The 18,220-nt window shown below is 49.0% G+C and carries 15 protein-coding genes; 14 read left to right on the top strand and 1 reads right to left on the bottom strand.

Translation table 11 applies throughout. The features are described 5' to 3' along the window. Nucleotides 1–23 precede the first annotated feature (23 nt). Entirely contained in the window at nucleotides 24–2,429 is a 2,406-nt protein-coding gene (gene recJ, locus KB559_RS03235; protein WP_211020141.1) for a single-stranded-DNA-specific exonuclease RecJ, read from the top strand. Nucleotides 2,430–2,476: 47 nt separating this feature from the next. After that, nucleotides 2,477–2,995, top strand: coding sequence for an adenine phosphoribosyltransferase (locus tag KB559_RS03230; protein WP_211020139.1), 519 nt, complete (start codon nucleotides 2,477–2,479; stop codon nucleotides 2,993–2,995). An 82-nt stretch (nucleotides 2,996–3,077) separates the two neighbouring features. Here KB559_RS03230 and uraA read toward each other — a convergent pair whose 3' ends face one another. Continuing rightward, nucleotides 3,078–4,373, bottom strand: a complete 1,296-nt coding sequence (uraA, locus tag KB559_RS03225; protein WP_211020137.1) for a uracil permease — start codon at nucleotides 4,371–4,373, stop codon at nucleotides 3,078–3,080. A 507-nt stretch (nucleotides 4,374–4,880) separates the two neighbouring features. On the opposite strand from uraA, the gene KB559_RS03220 reads away from it, so the two are divergent. The 12 genes from KB559_RS03220 (at nucleotide 4,881) to KB559_RS03165 (ending at nucleotide 18,186) form a co-directional block, all read left to right on the top strand. Then, nucleotides 4,881–7,055 carry a RelA/SpoT family protein gene (locus KB559_RS03220; RefSeq protein ID WP_211020135.1) on the top strand — a complete coding sequence of 725 codons (2,175 nt, stop codon included), beginning with the start codon at nucleotides 4,881–4,883 and terminating at the stop codon, nucleotides 7,053–7,055. A gap of 18 nt (nucleotides 7,056–7,073) precedes the next feature. Then, on the top strand, nucleotides 7,074–7,520 hold the full coding sequence (gene dtd / locus KB559_RS03215) for a D-aminoacyl-tRNA deacylase (RefSeq protein WP_211020133.1): 447 nt from the start codon (nucleotides 7,074–7,076) through the stop codon (nucleotides 7,518–7,520). Nucleotides 7,521–7,612: 92 nt separating this feature from the next. Next, entirely contained in the window at nucleotides 7,613–7,777 is a 165-nt protein-coding gene (locus KB559_RS03210; protein ID WP_211020132.1) for a hypothetical protein, read from the top strand. Nucleotides 7,778–7,920: 143 nt separating this feature from the next. Next, complete coding sequence (locus KB559_RS03205; protein ID WP_211020130.1) at nucleotides 7,921–8,340, top strand: SRPBCC family protein; 420 nt, start codon at nucleotides 7,921–7,923, stop codon at nucleotides 8,338–8,340. A 154-nt stretch (nucleotides 8,341–8,494) separates the two neighbouring features. Further along, nucleotides 8,495–9,001, top strand: coding sequence for a type 1 glutamine amidotransferase domain-containing protein (locus KB559_RS03200; RefSeq protein ID WP_211020128.1), 507 nt, complete (start codon nucleotides 8,495–8,497; stop codon nucleotides 8,999–9,001). 74 nt (nucleotides 9,002–9,075) lie between these two features. Next, entirely contained in the window at nucleotides 9,076–9,555 is a 480-nt protein-coding gene (locus KB559_RS03195; RefSeq protein ID WP_211020126.1) for a hypothetical protein, read from the top strand. A 610-nt stretch (nucleotides 9,556–10,165) separates the two neighbouring features. Then, nucleotides 10,166–11,410, top strand: a complete 1,245-nt coding sequence (gene hisS / locus KB559_RS03190) for a histidine--tRNA ligase (RefSeq protein ID WP_211020124.1) — start codon at nucleotides 10,166–10,168, stop codon at nucleotides 11,408–11,410. A 54-nt stretch (nucleotides 11,411–11,464) separates the two neighbouring features. After that, nucleotides 11,465–13,243 carry an aspartate--tRNA ligase gene (gene aspS / locus KB559_RS03185; RefSeq protein ID WP_211020122.1) on the top strand — a complete coding sequence of 593 codons (1,779 nt, stop codon included), beginning with the start codon at nucleotides 11,465–11,467 and terminating at the stop codon, nucleotides 13,241–13,243. A 146-nt stretch (nucleotides 13,244–13,389) separates the two neighbouring features. After that, on the top strand, nucleotides 13,390–14,418 hold the full coding sequence (locus KB559_RS03180) for a LacI family DNA-binding transcriptional regulator (protein ID WP_211020120.1): 1,029 nt from the start codon (nucleotides 13,390–13,392) through the stop codon (nucleotides 14,416–14,418). Between the two features lie 190 nt (nucleotides 14,419–14,608). Next, nucleotides 14,609–15,940 carry a sugar ABC transporter substrate-binding protein gene (locus KB559_RS03175; protein WP_211020118.1) on the top strand — a complete coding sequence of 444 codons (1,332 nt, stop codon included), beginning with the start codon at nucleotides 14,609–14,611 and terminating at the stop codon, nucleotides 15,938–15,940. A 102-nt stretch (nucleotides 15,941–16,042) separates the two neighbouring features. Continuing rightward, the gene (locus KB559_RS03170; protein ID WP_211020116.1) at nucleotides 16,043–17,353 is read left to right on the top strand and encodes a carbohydrate ABC transporter permease; all 1,311 of its coding nucleotides are present in this window, start codon (nucleotides 16,043–16,045) and stop codon (nucleotides 17,351–17,353) included. Continuing rightward, complete coding sequence (locus KB559_RS03165; RefSeq protein WP_211020114.1) at nucleotides 17,350–18,186, top strand: sugar ABC transporter permease; 837 nt, start codon at nucleotides 17,350–17,352, stop codon at nucleotides 18,184–18,186. The genes KB559_RS03170 and KB559_RS03165 overlap by 4 nt, the downstream gene beginning before the upstream one ends. The last annotated feature ends 34 nt before the right edge of the window (nucleotides 18,187–18,220 follow it).

Genomic DNA, 18,220 nt, shown 5'->3' with positions numbered 1-18,220 from the left:
CGGCTGAGAAAGAAGGTGAAATTTTGCTTCAACCGAAGTATCAATGGAATACGCTCTCTTGCGACAGGGAAGCTGCCGATCTGCTTGCACGGCAACTGGACATCCCGCCGCTGGTAGCCTCTCTGATGGCTTCACGCGGTCTGGATAACCCGCAGGAGGCCTTGCGCTTCTTAAAGGGGACCATGGAAGACCTGCATGATCCGTTTCTCCTCAGCGGTATGAATGAGGCGGTTCCACGGATCAGGCAAGCGCTTGATCGTAATGAACGAATTTTGATTTACGGAGATTATGACGCTGACGGAGTCTCCTCTACGGCGTTGATGATCCATCTTATGCGGCATTTGAACGCCGACTATGAATATTACATTCCCCATCGGTCCAAAGAGGGTTACGGACTACATATTCACGCTCTGGAGCAAGCCAAGGAGCGAGGAATTACGCTGGTCGTCACGGTCGATACGGGGATCAGCGCTGTTGAGCAAATAGCCTACGCCACAAGCGTCGGAATGGATGTCATCGTGACCGACCATCATGAGCCTCCGCCTGTACTTCCTGACGCTTATGCACTCATTAATCCAAAGCTTGCCCATTGTCCTTATCCGTTTAAAGGTTTGGCTGGAGTGGGGGTTGCTTACAAATTGGCCGTAGCGCTGCTGGGGGAGGAGATTCCACCCGAATGGACAGAGCTTGCCGCTCTCGGTACGATAGCGGATTTAATGCCCCTGGTTGGTGAGAATAGAGTGCTTGTTCGCTATGGGCTGCAATCCATGGCGACTTCCGCCTTTCCCGGCATGACGGCTTTGCTTAAAACCGCCGGTTGGAAATCGGGCGAGGTGACGGCGACGAACGTGGCGTTCGGTCTCGCACCGCGTATCAATGCCAGCGGCAGAATGAGCCATGCCGGCCGGGCGGTTGAATTGCTGACAACCCACGATCGGGAGGAGGCAGAACTGGCGGCTCTGGACCTGGACATCTTGAACAAACAGCGGCAGGGGCTGGTGGAGGACATCGTCCAGGAGGCGCTGGTTGATCTGGAGACCAAAGCAGCCGAAGGACGCCTTCCCGATGTGATCGTTGTAGCCGGAGAAGGGTGGAATGTCGGCGTTGTCGGTATCGTGGCCTCCAAAATCCTCGAGCGTTACTATCGACCGACGCTGGTACTCGGTATCAACCCCGAGACCGGTGAATGCAAAGGCTCGGCTCGCTCGATTCCTGGTCTGGACATATATGAGGCATTGACGCATTGCGCCGATTTGCTGGATCATTTCGGCGGTCATACCGCTGCAGCCGGCATGTCCCTGCCGCGGGAGCGGCTGGCCGAGTTCGACAAGCGGCTGAACGACTTTGCTTCCGGGGCTCTCCGTCCCGAGCATTTTATCCCGGTTATGCAAAATGATCTGGAATGTTCTCTTCAAGAGATCACCCTCCCGATCATCGAGCAGTTGGAGCTGCTGGCCCCGTTTGGCATGGCAAATCCGTGTCCGCGGTTACTGATCCGCGGGGCAAAATTGCTGGAATGCCGGCAGATGGGCAAGGATGGCAAGCATTTACGTTTGACGCTCGACCAGAACGGCAAGACAGTTGAAGCGGTTGCTTTTGGAAAGGGAGAGCTCGCCTTCCTGCTTTCGGAGGAATCGGAAATTGATATTGTGGCGGAAGCGGGGATCAATGAATGGAACGGCTCGCGAAAACCGCAGCTGATGATCCAGGATCTCGCGGTTACCCATTTGCAAGTTTACGATTACAGGGGCTTCCGTAACCCGGTGGCCAAATTGGATGAATTGAAAGAGACCTTGGCCAAATGGACTTCTTTCGGACCGGGAACCGCTGCCGTCATGGTGAATTCAGGTTCGCCGCAACTGAACGGAAATGATTTGAACGGATGCTCGCTTTGGGTATATGATAGGGTAGTCGGTGCAAGTCCGGCTAACTCTGAATCAGAAAAGGCGGGAGCGGAGGGAATAGGCACGCTGTTTATTTTGGAGCTGCCGGAGATGCCTGTGGAATGGAACAGCATGCTGGCCTTGTTCGGAAATTTGGAGAGAGTGTTTCTGCTTCATCCGAAAACTCCGGTTCGAGAAATGCTTGAGCCGCCTTCTCGCGAGCAGTTCAAAGGGGTATATGCCCTTCTGAGAAAGCTTGCGCCGGAGGGACACCGGGAAGACGAACTGGTTGCCGCTTTGAAGGCACGTACGAAGTTATCCGGACGAATGCTTGGCCTAACCTTGGACGTTTTTGAGGAACTTGGCTTTATTGAGCGGACTTCGGGCATAGTAACTGTAGCCGCGTCACCGCCCAAGCGACCGCTCGAGTCTTCGACGAGATATCGGGAACTGGGACTGCTGGCGGAAATGGAGCATATTTTGCTGCATGCACCGGTTCCGCAGATTACCGAATGGATGCAAACCCATATACAAGGGGCTTCATAAATCTATACATTCATAGCAATTCGCATATTTTCTAGGAGGAGATTTTATTGGATTTCAAAGACTATATCCGGGTCATTCCGGATTTCCCGCAACCGGGCATCAGCTTCAAGGATATTACAACTTTGCTGAACGACGGTGAGAAATACCGGCTGGCGATCGATGAATTGAAGCAACTTGTTTCTAATCTGAAGATCGATCTGATCGCAGGACCCGAGGCCCGCGGCTTCGTAGTAGGAGCACCGCTTGCTTATGCACTCGGTGTAGGATTCGTCCCGATCCGCAAGAGCGGCAAGCTTCCTTATGAGACTATCGAGGTCGGCTACGACCTTGAGTACGGTAAAGATCGGCTCGCCATGCACAGCGATGCCATCAAACCGGGGCAAAACGTCCTCATTGCCGACGATCTTCTCGCCACGGGCGGTACGATCTCTACTTCCGTCGATCTTGTCCGCCAGCTTGGGGGAAATGTAGTCGGAACGGCCTTCCTGATCGAGCTCGGCGAATTGAACGGACGCGCGAAGCTGCCGGATATTGAAGTCTTTTCCCTCGTTCATTACGATTACTAAAAAGGAAGCCTCAATAAATGTAATAAAAAAGCCTCCATATCACCTTGGTGATATGGAGGCTTTTACGCATTGAGCCTTAGGCTTAATGAGCCGCTTTTTCCTCATCCTTGTCGTTGGACCAGCCAAGCACCTGAATCAGTTTGAAGAACAAGCTAAGCAGAATTCCGACGATTGTGGCTAAAGCCATTCCCTTCAGCTCCACAGTGCCCATTGTCAGCTTCGTACCGCTAAGGCCGATGACGAGAACGACGGTTGCAAGCAGCATGTTCGTCGGCTTGGAGAAATCGACTTTTTGCTCTACGAAGATCCGCAGACCGGAAGCTGCGATTACGCCGAACAGCAGCAGGGAGACGCCGCCCATAACAGGCTCGGGGATGAAGGCGATGATCGCAGAGAATTTACCCGAGAAAGAGAGCAGGATCGCGAAGATGGCTGCGCCGCCGATAACGAAGATGGAATACACTTTCGTCAGGGCCATGACACCGATATTTTCACCATAGGTTGTATTTGGTGTCGAACCTACGAAGCCGGACAAGATGGTTGAAATACCGTTACCAAGCAGTGAGCGGTGAAGACCGGGGTCTTTGGACAAATCTTTGCCTACGATATTGCTCGTAACGAGCAAATGCCCGATATGTTCCACGATGACGACCAGAGCCACGGGGATGATCGTGATGATGGCGGAAATGTTCCATTGCGGCGTAGTTACAGTCGGAAGCGAGAACCACTTGGCTTGGGCAATCGCAGCAGTATTCACTTCGCCCATAAAATAAGCGAGAACATAACCAACGACGATTCCGATCAGAATGTGGATGATTTTTGGAAAGCCACGGAATAGGACCGCGCCTAGAACCGTGACACCCAAGGTAACCAGCGAGAGCGTGATGTAAGTAGAGTTCGGAGACCATGCTTCGCCTGGATTTTTCGAAATCCAGCCTGCCATGCCTGCGGCCACCGGAATGAGTTCCAGACCGATCAGGGCAACGATGGCACCCATCGCAGCTGGAGGAAAGACGACGTCGATCCAGGAAGTTCCTGCATATTTGACGAGCAATCCGACGAGCATGAAGATCACGCCGGTCACAATGAAGGCACCCAGTGCCAGCGAGTAGCCGTTGCCCGGATAAGACGCCAAGACCAGAGACACCGGAGAGATGAAGGCAAAGCTGGAACCAAGATAAGCTGGGATTTTCCCTTTACAGATGAAGATGTAAAGCAGGGTTCCGATGCCGTTCATCAGCAAAATCATGCCGGGATCGACGCCGAACAGGTTCGGTACAAGCACGGTGCTGCCGAACATGGCGAACAGGTGTTGCACACTCAGCAAAACACCGGGTCCGAAAGGAACTTTTTCATTAACTTGAATTTCACGTTGCAACAGGGTCACTCCTCTATTTTTCGTACATAATGAAAACTATCCTTAATAGATTAATGAGAATGGCGACATTTTTCAACACAAAATTTATTTTGCCTAAGTGCGAGTTCAAAAAGTCAGGTTTTCAGGACCAAAGCGTATGCTTTCGAAGTGCGTTTTTTACAAAACGCTTTAGGTCGGATGAAGCTAGGGCATGAGTAGCGGAGCGTACATGGGGTACGTGAGCAACGGAAGGCCCGGCTGAATTCAAGATTCGACGTCGAATCCGTTTCGTGATCTGCTTCGTCATGGAAAGATGACTTTTTGAACAACCTCTAGAAGGTTATTCTACAGATTCTCCTAAATGATTCTTTAGCATACGCCGGCGAGGAGTTAAGAAAAAGTAAGGATTATACGGTCTCTGACTATTTTTTGGCGGCAAAGTGTCCGAGAGTTGACGGAAGAGAACGCAAGAGTCATAATTATAGGAAATCAAAATTGGGGATATAGAAAGGAATCGAGCAGGATTCAATGGGCATAGAGCGATTACTTGAAAAGGCGTCGGCCTATATAAAAGAACCGGATTTGGAGCGCATCCGTGAGGCATACGATTTTGCGGAGCAGGCTCATCACGGACAAGTGCGCAAATCCGGAGAACCATATATTCTTCATCCTTTGGCGGTGGCGGAAATTGTCGTCAATATGCAGATGGACAGTTTGTCCATTATTGCAGCTCTGCTTCATGATGTAGTTGAGGACACTACCGTATCCCTGAAGGAGATCGAGGAGCATTTCGGCCATGATTGCGCCATGCTTGTCGACGGGCTGACGAAGCTGGAGCGGATCAAATTCCGATCCAAGGAAGAGCAGCAAAATGAGAACTACCGGAAAATGTTCATCGCCATGGCGCAGGACATCCGAGTGATTGTCATTAAGCTTGCAGACCGTCTGCACAACATGCGCACGTTGAAATATCAATCCGAAGAGAGCCAGCGGCGCATCGCGTATGAAACGCTGGAGATATTTTGTCCGATTGCGAACCGGCTCGGGATTTCGGCGATCAAATGGGAAATGGAAGATATTGCGCTAAGGTATTTGAATCCGCAGCAATATTACCGGATCGCCAATTTGATGCGGAAAAAAAGGGCGGAACGCGAGGAGTACATCGAAAGCGTAATCTCACGCATATCCGAGAAGCTGGATGAGATGAGCGTTGAGGCCGACTTGTCGGGACGTCCCAAGCATATTTATAGCGTCTATAAAAAGATGACCACCAAAAACAAGCAGTTCAATGAAATTTATGACCTGCTTGCAATTCGGATTATCGTCGACAATATCAAAGATTGTTACGCAACCTTAGGCATCATCCATACATTATGGAAACCGATGCCGGGGAGATTTAAGGATTATATCGCAATGCCGAAGGCGAACATGTACCAGTCGCTGCATACGACCGTCGTAGGGCCCAACGGCGAGCCGACTGAAGTGCAGATCCGTACCTGGGAGATGCACCGGACGGCGGAATACGGGATCGCCGCGCACTGGGCTTATAAGGAAGGTCCGGAAACCGGCGGCCCTGAGAAGAAGATGACGTTTTTCAACGAGATTCTGGAGCTTCAGCACGAAGCGAAGGATGCTTCGGAATTTGTTGAATCGCTCAAAATGGACTTTTTTACCGATTTGGTATTTGTATTTACGCCTTCCGGCGAAGTGATCGAATTACCTTCGGGATCGGTTCCGCTGGACTTTGCTTACCGGATTCATACCGAGGTCGGCAACCGCACGATCGGCGCCAAGGTCAACGGCCGGATCGTACCGCTGGACCATCGGTTAAAGACCGGGGATATCGTAGAAATCCTCACATCCAAGCATTCCTACGGACCGAGCCAGGATTGGCTCAAAATTGCGCAATCTTCCCATGCGCGAAGCAAAATCAAGCAGTGGTTCAAAAAGGAGAAACGCGAGGAGAACGTCGAAAAAGGCCGCGAAGCGATCGAACGCGAATTGAAGCGGGCCGGAATTGAGCCTTCCGCCTGGATGTCGGACGACAAGCTAATGGAGGCCTGTAAGAAATTTGCCTTCAACGATATCGACGATATGTTGTCGGCCGTAGGATTCGGCGGCATCACCGCCGCCCAGATCACCACTAAGCTGACAGAGAAGCTTCGCAAAGAGCAGGAAGAGAGCAGCTCGATCGAGCTTACCTCGGAAGTGAAGGAAGTAAAAGCACCGGAAGAGCGTAGACCTCGGCCGACAAACGGAGTCGTGGTCAAGGGGATCGATAACCTGCTCGTCCGTTTTGCCAGATGCTGCAACCCGGTTCCCGGCGACGATATCGTAGGCTATATTACACGCGGACGTGGCGTCTCCGTGCATCGCAGCGATTGCCCGAACATTCCTAACGGAAATGACGATGAAGAAGCTGCACGCGTTATCGACGTGGAATGGGAGAACGCCATCGAGGCAAATTACAGCGTCGATATTGAAATTACGGGACATGATCGCCGGAATTTCCTTAACGAAGTGCTGCAGGCCGTATCGGAGAGCAAGACGAATATTTCGGCCGTTTCCGGACGGTCGGACAAAAACAAAATGGCGCTCGTCCATATGACGATTCTAATCCGGAATACGGACCATCTGCAATCCGTCGTCGAGAAAATCAAACGGGTGAAAGATGTTTACACCGTCCACCGGATTATGCAATAAGGAACAGGAGTACGCAACATGAAAATCGTAGTTCAACGCTGCAAGCGGGCAAAGGTGGATGTTTCGGGTGAGACGATCGGATCCATCGGGCAAGGCCTTCTCCTGCTGGTGGGCATCACTCATGAGGATTGTGAGAAGGATGCGGCTTATCTCGCAGATAAAATCGCCGGGCTCCGCATTTTTGAGGATGAGGATGGCAAAATGAATCTCAGTGTGACGGACATTGGCGGGGCCATTTTATCGGTATCGCAATTTACGCTCTACGGGGATTGCCGGAAAGGCAAACGACCGAGCTTTACGACGGCGGCGAAACCGGAAATCGCGGAACCGCTGTACGAGAAGTTTAACGATTTGCTCCGTCAGAAGGGATTGGTCGTCGAGACCGGACAGTTCGGGGCCGATATGGATGTGGACTTCACGAACTGGGGACCGGTTACCCTTATTTTGGACCACCCTTTTCAATGATTTTGAAGAAGATGGTTGGGATAAAGGATTCTTTTATGGGACAACCTGTGAATGTACAGTGAAATTGTCCGTAAAAGGGGTTACCGATCTCAATGCGTCAATCTATAAAGCCAAGGGTTTGGCAAGGGCTTCCGCTCATGGCCGCCGGGGAGCGCAGCGAAGCGCTCGCTCTGGTACGCTCTGCGCAGGGTGAGGAATTACAGACCGTCCGGGAGATCAAACCTTCCGGCGAGTATATTCCGCGGCCAGGAAGCTAAGTCTCTGGAATAGGAAAGGATCGGGCGAGTTATGCCCGGTTCTTTTTTTATGGCTGAATTAAACTTCGTTGTTTATATTTGACAATTACGAACGTTTGTTCTATAGTTTGGATAACAATGAAATTTCGGAGAGGAGGAGTAAGTTGGACTTCATTATTGAAAAAACCAGAGATATTAATGCAAGTAATAAGGTTGTGTGGAACGTATTAACTGATCCTGATTACATTAAAGATTGGTTAGGTGTACATATTGAAACGGATTGGAGAGAAGGCAGTCCGATCACATTTTCATTTTCATGGGACGGACAAGACTTTACCGATAAGGGGCATGTATTGAAATTCAAGGAAGCTGACACTTTTTCTTATGATTATTGGAGCGGGTTCTCAGGAACTCCGGACACTCCGGAAAATTACTCGATTATTGCGTTCCAATTAATTGATAATCACGATAGTACAACAATTCATTTAACGCACCGTAACTTTTCGACACCTACGATGTATGAGCACTCGGACAAAAACTGGGAAGAGACTTTAGATAAAATAAAGCAATTAGCAGAACAGTGATTCGATAGTTCAATTACCGCCCTTACATTGGGGCGGTTTTTTTGATCGAAATATCAATGTTAAGGTTTACTGCCACAGCAATCCGGTTTGTTATAAAGCGAAGCCATTCGGGTAATAACAAGCGAAGGACACATCCGAGAGGAGAATGTTACTTATGAGTAAAGTTGCTTTTTTGCTAGCGAACCAATTTGAAGACTCGGAAATGCAGGTACCCTATGACGAGGTGAAAAAAGCCGGACATCAGGCCGATATTATCGGGCTTAAGGCCGGAGAAACTTTAAAAGGCAAACAGGGAAAAGCTGAATATACAGCGGACAAGGGCATTTCCGAGGTGAAGGCCGAAGAGTACGACGCGGTTGTTATTCCGGGCGGATCTTCGCCGGAAAATTTGCGGCTTGATCAAGGAATTCTTGATTTCGTGACTCAGGCCAATGCCGCGGGCAAACCGATTGCCGCGATTTGCCACGGGCCGCAGATCCTGATCAGCGCGGACCTGCTGAAGGGAAGAACCGTAACCTGTTATCCCCCTCTGCAAGATGATATCGTGAACGCCGGCGCGGAATTCCGCGACGAGGAAGTTATTGTTGACGGCAATTATGTTACCTCACGAACGCCGAAGGACGAACCAGCCTTTGTGCGGGAACTGTTGAAGAAGCTGTAACCGGTCTAACCGGATCTTATAGATGACAAGTCCGGGACGGCAAACCATTATGCGGTTGAAAAGGAGAGATCGAAATGGCCAAGCATATTCAAGCGTATTTTATGAGTGAGGATCAGGCGGAGGGCGCAAGGACCAGCCTGCTTCCATTTGAAATGGAGCAGGTTGAAGTCAGCTCGCTGGATCATTCGATCGGCAGAAGCCACAATATTCTCGTTCCGTTGCTTCCCCTTAACAGTACTACTACCAATACAGGGGGAACCTACGGAGCCGTAGGAATTCCTGGGACGGTAAGCGCTCAGGGAGTCATTCCTGTAGTTGCTATGGGTGACGATGATTCCGACGACGGCCGGATTAACGGAGAGCGTGTCGATACCGAAAGAGATCGGCCCGATTTTGATTCGGAGTTAGATCCTGTAATTGATGCGAACCACTTCAGTGACGATGATTTCAGCAATTTGAAATATGTATTAACCGCAAAGGTTAAAGAAACCGATTATGATGACATCGTCCATAAGCTGCGCAGCCGGGGCGCGTTTGTCGAACATTTGGATTAAAAATTTGAGTTTGTAATACAACTGTAATATTCGTTTCATGTTCCTTTAACATAGCCTGTTTATAATAACAGCATGACCCCCTTTTTAATATAATACCTTTGGACCTGTGCCCCGTTGGTGCAGGTTTTTTTCTTTGTCCGTACTTGACTTTGTTACTGTAATTCCTTAAAATCAGGAAATATACAGTTTCATACTGATTCAACGACGGGACAAAGTACTTCAGCCCCACACCCGCAGAGAGGAATCCCTGCCTTGACGGATTGGCCATTCATTCTGAATTGCACCCGATAAGGCCGGCTGGAAGGATTCCGGTGATGATTGAACGAAAGACTTCCTCGAGAACCGGCGGCGAAATGCGTGAAATAATGACATGGATCATTTCTTCAAGGCATAGTAGACGTACGGCGCATGCGGGCGTTACACCGCTTTAAAGCGAATACTTCATATCAGGCGAATGTGATCGGAAGATTGAGCCCTGTGATATAAGTAAGGAGTATTCGGAATGTGGGTGGCACCACGGGTAAATTGGAAAACCAATCTCTCGTCCCTGTTGTAATTAAACAGGAACGGGAGTTTTTTATTTTTTTAGCAGAAGATGGAGGAATGGATAATGGCGTTTCAGAAACCTACGGGTACGCAGGATCTGCTGCCGGGCACTGTCGAGAAGTGGCAGCTGATCGAGGAAAAGGCCCGCGATCTGTGCCGGCGCTTTAATTACCGGGAAATCCGGACACCGATTTTTGAACAGACTTCGCTGTTTGAGCGCGGTGTGGGCGAAACGACGGATATTGTAGAAAAAGAAATGTATAGCTTCCAGGATAAAGGGGAGCGGTGGATGACACTTCGTCCCGAAGGAACAGCCGGCGTCGTTCGTTCTTATGTGGAGAATAAACTTTACGGCGAACCTGATGTGACGAAGCTTTATTACATCGGACCGATGTTCCGGTATGAGCGTCCTCAAGCCGGGCGCCAACGCCAGTTTCACCAGTTCGGGGTTGAGGCGTTCGGAGCCACGGATCCGGCTATTGATGCTGAAGTCGTAGCTTTAGGATTTCAGTACTGCCGAGAGCTTGGCCTGCAGGACGTAAAAGTGGAGATTAACTCGGTTGGCAACCCGGCCAGCCGCGAGGCATACCGCGAGAAGCTCCTGGCCTTCCTGACTCCGATGAAGGAAAGCCTGTGCAAGGATTGCCAGTCACGGATGGAACGCAATCCCCTGCGGGTGCTCGATTGCAAGGTTGATCAGGATAAGTTCGGCGATGCTCCGTCGATCCTGGACAGTCTTGATGAGGAGTGCACTTCGCACTTTGCCAAGGTTCAGGAACTGCTAAGCGCCATGGAAGTGGATTATGTGATCAACCATCGGCTGGTGCGCGGCCTGGATTATTACACGCATACCGCGTTTGAATATAAAGCCCAGGGCATCGGCGCTATCGATACAATCGGCGGAGGCGGCCGCTATAACGGTCTGGTGGCTGAAGTCGGAGGACCCGATCAGCCCGGGATCGGTATGGCGCTCGGTATGGAGCGGATCGCGCTTATCCTTGAGAAGCAGGAGATCGGGCTCAGCGGCGTCAAGCCGCTTGACGTATATCTCGTAGCCCTTGGGGAAGCGGCGGATAAAGAGATTACGACGCAGCTGTTCAAATTGCGTCAGGCCGGCTTTTCGGCGGAGCGGGATTATCTCGGCCGCAAAATGAAAGCACAGATGAAATCGGCAGACCGCATGCAGGCGCGCTACACGGCCATTCTGGGCGATGATGAACTGGAGCGCGGGGATATTGCGCTGAAATCGATGGAGACCGGTGAACAGCGCACTGTGAAGCTCTCAGAGCTGGTCAATGAATTGAAGTAATCAAAGTTTAAAAACTTTATAAAAAATATATTTTTGAAGGAGTTTTGCACTGACATGAAACGTACTCATCAATGCGGCACATTAAGCACCGCGAACATCGGAGAAACCGTAACGCTTAACGGCTGGGTTCAAACCCGCCGCGACCTGGGAGGCGTCCTGTTCATCGACCTGCGCGATCGCAGCGGCATCGTACAGATCGTTTTCAATCCCGCTTATTCCGGAGAAGCGCTGCAAATCGCCGATAAAGTGCGCAGCGAATACGTGCTTGCCGTCAGCGGAAAAGTAGTCAAAAGAGATGCCGAAACCGTCAACCCGAACTTGCCGACTGGCGAAATCGAAGTGCAAATTACGGAAATCGAAGTGCTGAATGCAGCCAAAACGCCTCCATTCTTTATCGAAGACGGCGTTGAAGTGGACGAGTCGCTTCGCTTGAAATACCGTTACCTGGACCTGCGTCGTCCGGAAATGCAAAAAACGCTGTGGCTTCGTTCCAAAGCGGCTAAAGTATTCCGCGATTTCCTGGACGGTGAAGGATTTATTGAGGTAGAAACTCCGATCCTGACGAAGAGCTCTCCGGAAGGCGCACGCGATTATCTCGTGCCTAGCCGCGTACATGCCGGCGAATTTTTCGCACTGCCGCAATCCCCTCAGCTGTACAAGCAGCTTCTGATGGTGAGCGGTGTCGAGCGCTATTATCAAATCGCCCGCTGCTTCCGGGACGAGGATCTGCGTGCGGATCGTCAACCTGAATTCACGCAAGTCGACATTGAGACGTCATTCCTTAGCCGGGACGAGCTATTGGACATGATGGAACAACTGGTCGTTCGCCTGTTCAAGGAAACGAAAGGCGTCGATATTCCTACTCCGTTCCAACGTCTAAGCTATGCGGATGCTATCGGGAAATACGGCTCCGACAAACCGGACCTGCGCTTCGGCCTGGAGCTTGTCAACGTGAGCGATCTGGTGGCTTCCAGCGGAGTGAAAGTATTTGCTTCGGTGGTTGAAAAGGGCGGAGAAGTTAAAGTTTTGAACGCTAAAGGCTGCGGAACATGGAGCCGTAAAGAAATCGACGATCTCGGCCCATATGCGGCCCGTTACGGAGCGAAAGGATTAGCCTGGATTCAAGTGAAGGAAGGCGAATTCAAGGGTCCTATCGTCAAATTCTTTACAGAGCAAGAAATCGAAGCTATTAAAGAACGTACTGGCGCCGAAGAAGGCGACCTGCTGCTCTTCTCTGCGGATAACAAAAAAGTGGTAGCCGACGTTCTCGGTGCGCTTCGTTTGAAGATCGGCCGTCAACTGGGGCTTATCGACGATAACGTGTACAAATTCGCGTGGGTTGTCGACTTCCCGCTCTTGGGCTGGGATGAAGATCAAAAACGCTATGTGGCCGAACATCATCCGTTCACCCGTCCACGCGAAGAAGACTTGGAATTGTTCGATACCGATCCTGGACAAATTCTTGCTCAAGCTTATGACCTCGTGTTGAACGGTTATGAAGTGGGCGGCGGCTCCATGCGGATCTACAAGCGTGATATTCAAGAAAAAATGTTCAAGGCTATCGGCCTTTCTCAGGAAGAAGCTCAGGACAAGTTCGGCTATCTGATGGATGCCTTCGAGTACGGGACACCTCCGCACGGCGGAATCGCATTCGGCTTCGACCGTCTGGTTATGCTGCTGGCAGGACGCTCTAACTTGCGCGAGACGATCGCTTTCCCTAAAACGGCGAGCGCGACCGACCTGCTCATGAACGCACCGTCCGAAGTGGACGTGCCTCAGCTGGAGCAACTGCATATCAAAGTGGCCAAGAAGCCGGTTGAAGAGAAAAAATAACTGGATGATCAATAAAGAGGCTCCCCAATTCAGGGGGCTTCTTTTTTATCTTTGAATAAATAGGATTGACAAAAGCAACGAGATGATGTTTTAATCAAACTGTAGTTGATGTAACGTTTAACCAATAAACTAAGGTTGGATTTCTAATGAATAACAAAGTGTCTATCAAAGACATCGCACGTATTGCAAACGTTTCAATTGCGACGGTGTCCAATGTGATTAACGGTAAAGGCAGAGTCTCGCCAAATACGGTAAGTAAAGTAAATAAAATTATTCAGGAGCTGCAATTTGTACCCAGTGCATCAGCACGAAGTCTGAAGGACATGAAATCTCATCTGATTGCCATCGTTGTTCCTTTCTTGGAGAAAGGGATGCTTCAGGATAATCCGTTCTATTGGGAGCTTGTCCGAGGGGTAGAGGGCGGGGCGAGGCATCATGAGGTACAGGTCATTCTTCTGGGGATTGACGAGAATGAAGATTTCTCGTTTGTGAAGCAGCGGCATCTGGATGGTCTTATCGTAGTTGGTGTATTCGAGCACACGGCAGCATTTCAGAAGCTGCTGTCTCTTAACATACCGTGCGTGTTTTTGGACAGCCATCTGTCGAATCCTGACTTCCATCAGATAGATCTTGATGATGAAGCAGGAGGATATTTAGGGACCAAGCATTTGATCGGGCTGGGACATAAAGTCATCGGTGTGCTGACAGGGAAATTGGAGGAAGGAGGGGTCAACTATTTCCGCCATCAAGGTTACTTGAGAGCATTAAGGGAATCAGGGATTCCGGAAGATCCCGAACTGACCTTTGAGGAAGCTCCTTCCATTCAGGGAGGATATCATGTAGCGCAGAGGATAGGCAGCTATAAGAGTAAGATCAGTGCTATGTTTGCCTTTTCCGACGTATCGGCAATCGGTTTGATCCGAGGATTGCATGACATCGGTTTATCAGTACCTGCGGATTTGTCGGTTGTTGGATTCGATGATATTTTTTATTCTCAGTATATGATTCCTTCTTTAACTACCATTAGGCAGGATATTGTAGCTAAGGGTCAGATCGCGGTAACTATGTTACTGGATCAAATTAATGGAACCGGGCTCAGTACAGATAAGAGGTCCGTAAAGATTCCGGTTAGCTTGGCCGTTAGACAAAGCAGCACCTCATTTAAAGAAATATAGCTTTTTGCACGAAAAGCAATCATGCTATATTTTTTTAAAGTATGATTAAACGTTTAATCAAAAATGCGATAAAGGAGGTGATGTAATAGCTAAACTCTTTATTAGAGAAGAGCTACATAAATAATGGATCAGGTTAAATGTTTTAGTTTACAGGATGTAAGCGCTTAATAATTTAGGAGGGTGGTTTGCAATGCATATGAATTTTAGAAAAATGATGACTTTATGGTGTGTGTTGATGCTGGTATTTACGACTACAGTGGCGTGTTCATCCCAAAATACGAAGTCTAACGGGGCGCAACAAGCTGAACAAACAAACGGTACTAACGTTGGAACTAACACCGGGACCGATGGTTCAGGTGCAAATGATCAACTGACTCCGGAATCCGGCGCAAAGCTCATCATTTGGGATGGAAATGACGGAACTCCTTTTTTGAAAGAAATAGCTAAGGAATTTACAGAGAAGTACAACATTCCGGTAGAGGTTCAAGAGCAGGGGGCGCCGGAACAAATGCAAAAGATGAAAACGGACGGACCTGCGGGATTGGCTGCTGACGTTTTGGTCCTGCCGCATGACAATTTGAGTGAAGCTGTTGCAGGTGGCTTTGTGCTCCCTAACGATTACTTTGAGGAGGAGACACGGGCCGAGTTTCAGGAAACAGCGGTGAATGCGGTAACGAAAGACGGCATTTTATACGGATATCCAAGGAACATGGAGACGTATGCTTTGTTCTATAACAAAGAGCTGGTCACTGAAAATGATTTGAGCAGTTGGGACAACATTATCAGCTTCTCCAAAAAGTATAACGATCCGGCCAAGAAGAAATACGGTTTCATGATGCAACTCAACAATTTCTACTTTGCTTATCCGTTCATCTCCGGCTTTAACGGCTATATTTTTGGCAACGACAACACGAACCCTGACGATATCGGTCTGAATAACGAAGGATCCGTGGAAGGGATGAAATACTTTCAGGCTATGCGTGAAATTTTACCGATGGAGGCTGCTGATGCAACGACCGATGTGAAAACCGGATTGTTTCAGGAAGGCAAGCTGGCGATTAATCTGGATGGCGTATGGAATATCGGCAACTTCTCCAGTCTTCCCTTTGAAGTAGGCATGGTTCCTTTGCCTAAGTTTCCTAATGGACAACAGCCGGATACTTTTGCTGGCGTGAAGGCTTATTACGTGAGTGCTTACAGCAAATATCCTAATGCGGCAAAATTGTTCGCCCGGTACGTAACATCGCAGGAAGCACTTCTGAAAAACTTTGAGATGACTGGATTTATTCCTGCTCGTAAAGGGATGGAGAATGAACCGGCAATAAAAGAAAACGAAATGGTAAGCGGGGCAATTCAACAGTTTGAGCATTCCATTGCCATGCCTTCCATTTTTGAAATGCAGCAAGTATGGCCTCCTATCGCTAATGCGCTTGAGCTGATTTGGAAAGGCGAGGATGTGAAAACCACGCTAGACAATGCGGTGGAAAGCATAAAGCAAGGCATAGAAACTCTGAAGAAGTAATGTTAATTCTTTAGGTTTCTTGCTCGAGCACCTTGACGTCGTCCGTTCTTTCTGACGGATGACGTCGCCCATTTTATATTTATCTTCGGGAGATGATTGACAATGAACCAGCATCGAAAGTGGGCGGCCGTATTATCGCTCATCGGTATGGGGTTTGGTCAACTATATAATCGGCAAATGATTAAAGGGCTGCTGCTCTTTATTGTTCATTTACTAGGTATCACAGTGGCTATGGCAGCACCTAAAGCTATTTGGGGCTTAGTGACACTGGGTGAGCAGGCGGACCATCTTGAGAAAGTGGGCAAGCTTTACGTCAATGTTCGCGGGGATCATTCGATCTTTCTGATGATCGAAGGCATTATCATTATTTTAGCCCTGTTCATTTGGCTTGCAATTTATATAGCAAATGTTAAGGATGCTTACAAGGTTGGAAGTATGCGTGAACAAGGTTTAGCGGTGCCGCGTTTTTCGGACACCCTTCAATATCTTGGCGGGGTTAAATTCCCCCAAATGATTATATCCCTTCCTGTCCTGCTCGTTATTTTCTTTACTGTGATGCCCATATTTTTCATGGTTTTGCTCGCATTTACGAATTATTCCGCACCGAATTATTTGCCTCCGGCCAAGCTCGTAAGCTGGGTTGGGCTGGATGGGTTTAAGGATATTTTTACGATTAAAGCATGGAACCAGACTTTCTTTGGAGTCGCGTTCTGGACGCTTGTTTGGACAATATGCGCGACCTTGACTACATTTGCGGGCGGTTTTGCTGCTGCTCTGATGGTGCAGAAGAAAGGTATACGATTTAAAGGTTTTTGGCGGACGCTTTTTATTATTCCTTATGCGATCCCCCAGTTCATTTCCTTGTTGATCATGCGAAATATGTTCAATGGACAATTCGGGCCGATCAATCAATATCTAGCATATTTTGGACTTGGCGGCTTACCGTGGCTAACCGATCCGTTCTGGGCCAAGTTTACGGTTATTATCGTTAATATCTGGATTGGTTTCCCTATCACGATGCTGATGGTTATCGGTATCTTATCGACGATATCGAAGGATTTATATGAAGCTGCGGAAATTGACGGAGCCACACCCGTGCAGCAATTCGGCAACATTACTTTTCCGTCCGTCATGCTTTCTTTCGGACCGCTCCTCGTCATGTCATTTGCCGGCAACATCAACAACTTTAATTTGATCTACCTCCTGACGAATGGTAACCCTGCTAATCCGAACTACCAATCTGCAGGCAGTACAGATATTTTGATAACCTGGCTTTACAAATTGACCATGGACAGCGGCAAATACAATTTCGCCTCGATTATCGGTATTTTTATTTTCATCATTGTTGCGTCCTTCGCCGTTACCAATGTCCGTCGTACCAAAGCATTCAAGGAGGAGGATGACTACAGATGATAACCTCAAAGCGCAAATTCAGTATGGGCAATCTATTCTGTTACCTGGGGCTGATCCTTCTCGGTATTGCCTGCGTATACCCGGCATTATGGGTCGTTATGTCCTCCGTCCGTCCGGGCAATGCCTTGTACAGCGAGACTTTGATTCCGTCCGCGTTCACGCTGGAGCATTATCGGGAATTGTTCGATAAGTACCCCTTTGGACAGTGGTTTCTGAATACGTTCAAGGTTGCTTTCTTTACAATGATTTTCAGCACGGTCCTGGTAACGATTACAGGCTATGTGTTCTCGCGGTTTCGCTTTAAAGGCCGCAAAAAATTAATGTTGGGCCTGCTTGTGATAGGAATGTTTCCGGGCTTTATGAGCATGATTGCTGTATATATTTTGTTAATGCAGCTGCAATTACTGGATACTCATCTATCGTTAATTCTGGTCTATTCCGCCGGGGCGCCGATGGGATATCTATACGTTAAAAGTTACTTCGATACGATTCCGCAGAGCTTGGTGGATGCGGCAAAAATAGACGGGGCGGGACATTTAACCGTATTTCGGCGCATCATTCTTCCGCTATCCAAGCCGATGCTGGTCTACATTGCGTTGACTTCCTTCAGCGGCGGATTTGTCGATTTTATTTTTGCAAACATGGTGCTCAGTACACCCGAAAATCAGACGCTGGCCGTAGGCTTGTTCCGCATAGTACAAGGCAGGTCCGCAACGGAATTTACGTTGTTTGCAGCAGGCTGCGTACTGGTGGCTGTACCGCTGACCTTATTGTTTGTATTCTTGCAACGTTATTTGGTTGAAGGACTCATGGCGGGAGCGGATAAGGGTTAATTCGCAAATATCGGCAAGTCAAACTACAAATCAA

Origin of the sequence: Paenibacillus sp. Marseille-P2973 (genome assembly GCF_018101095.1) — a bacterium.
Lineage (GTDB): Bacteria > Bacillota > Bacilli > Paenibacillales > Paenibacillaceae > Fontibacillus > Fontibacillus vini.
This window is presented reverse-complemented; position numbering and strand designations above follow the sequence as displayed.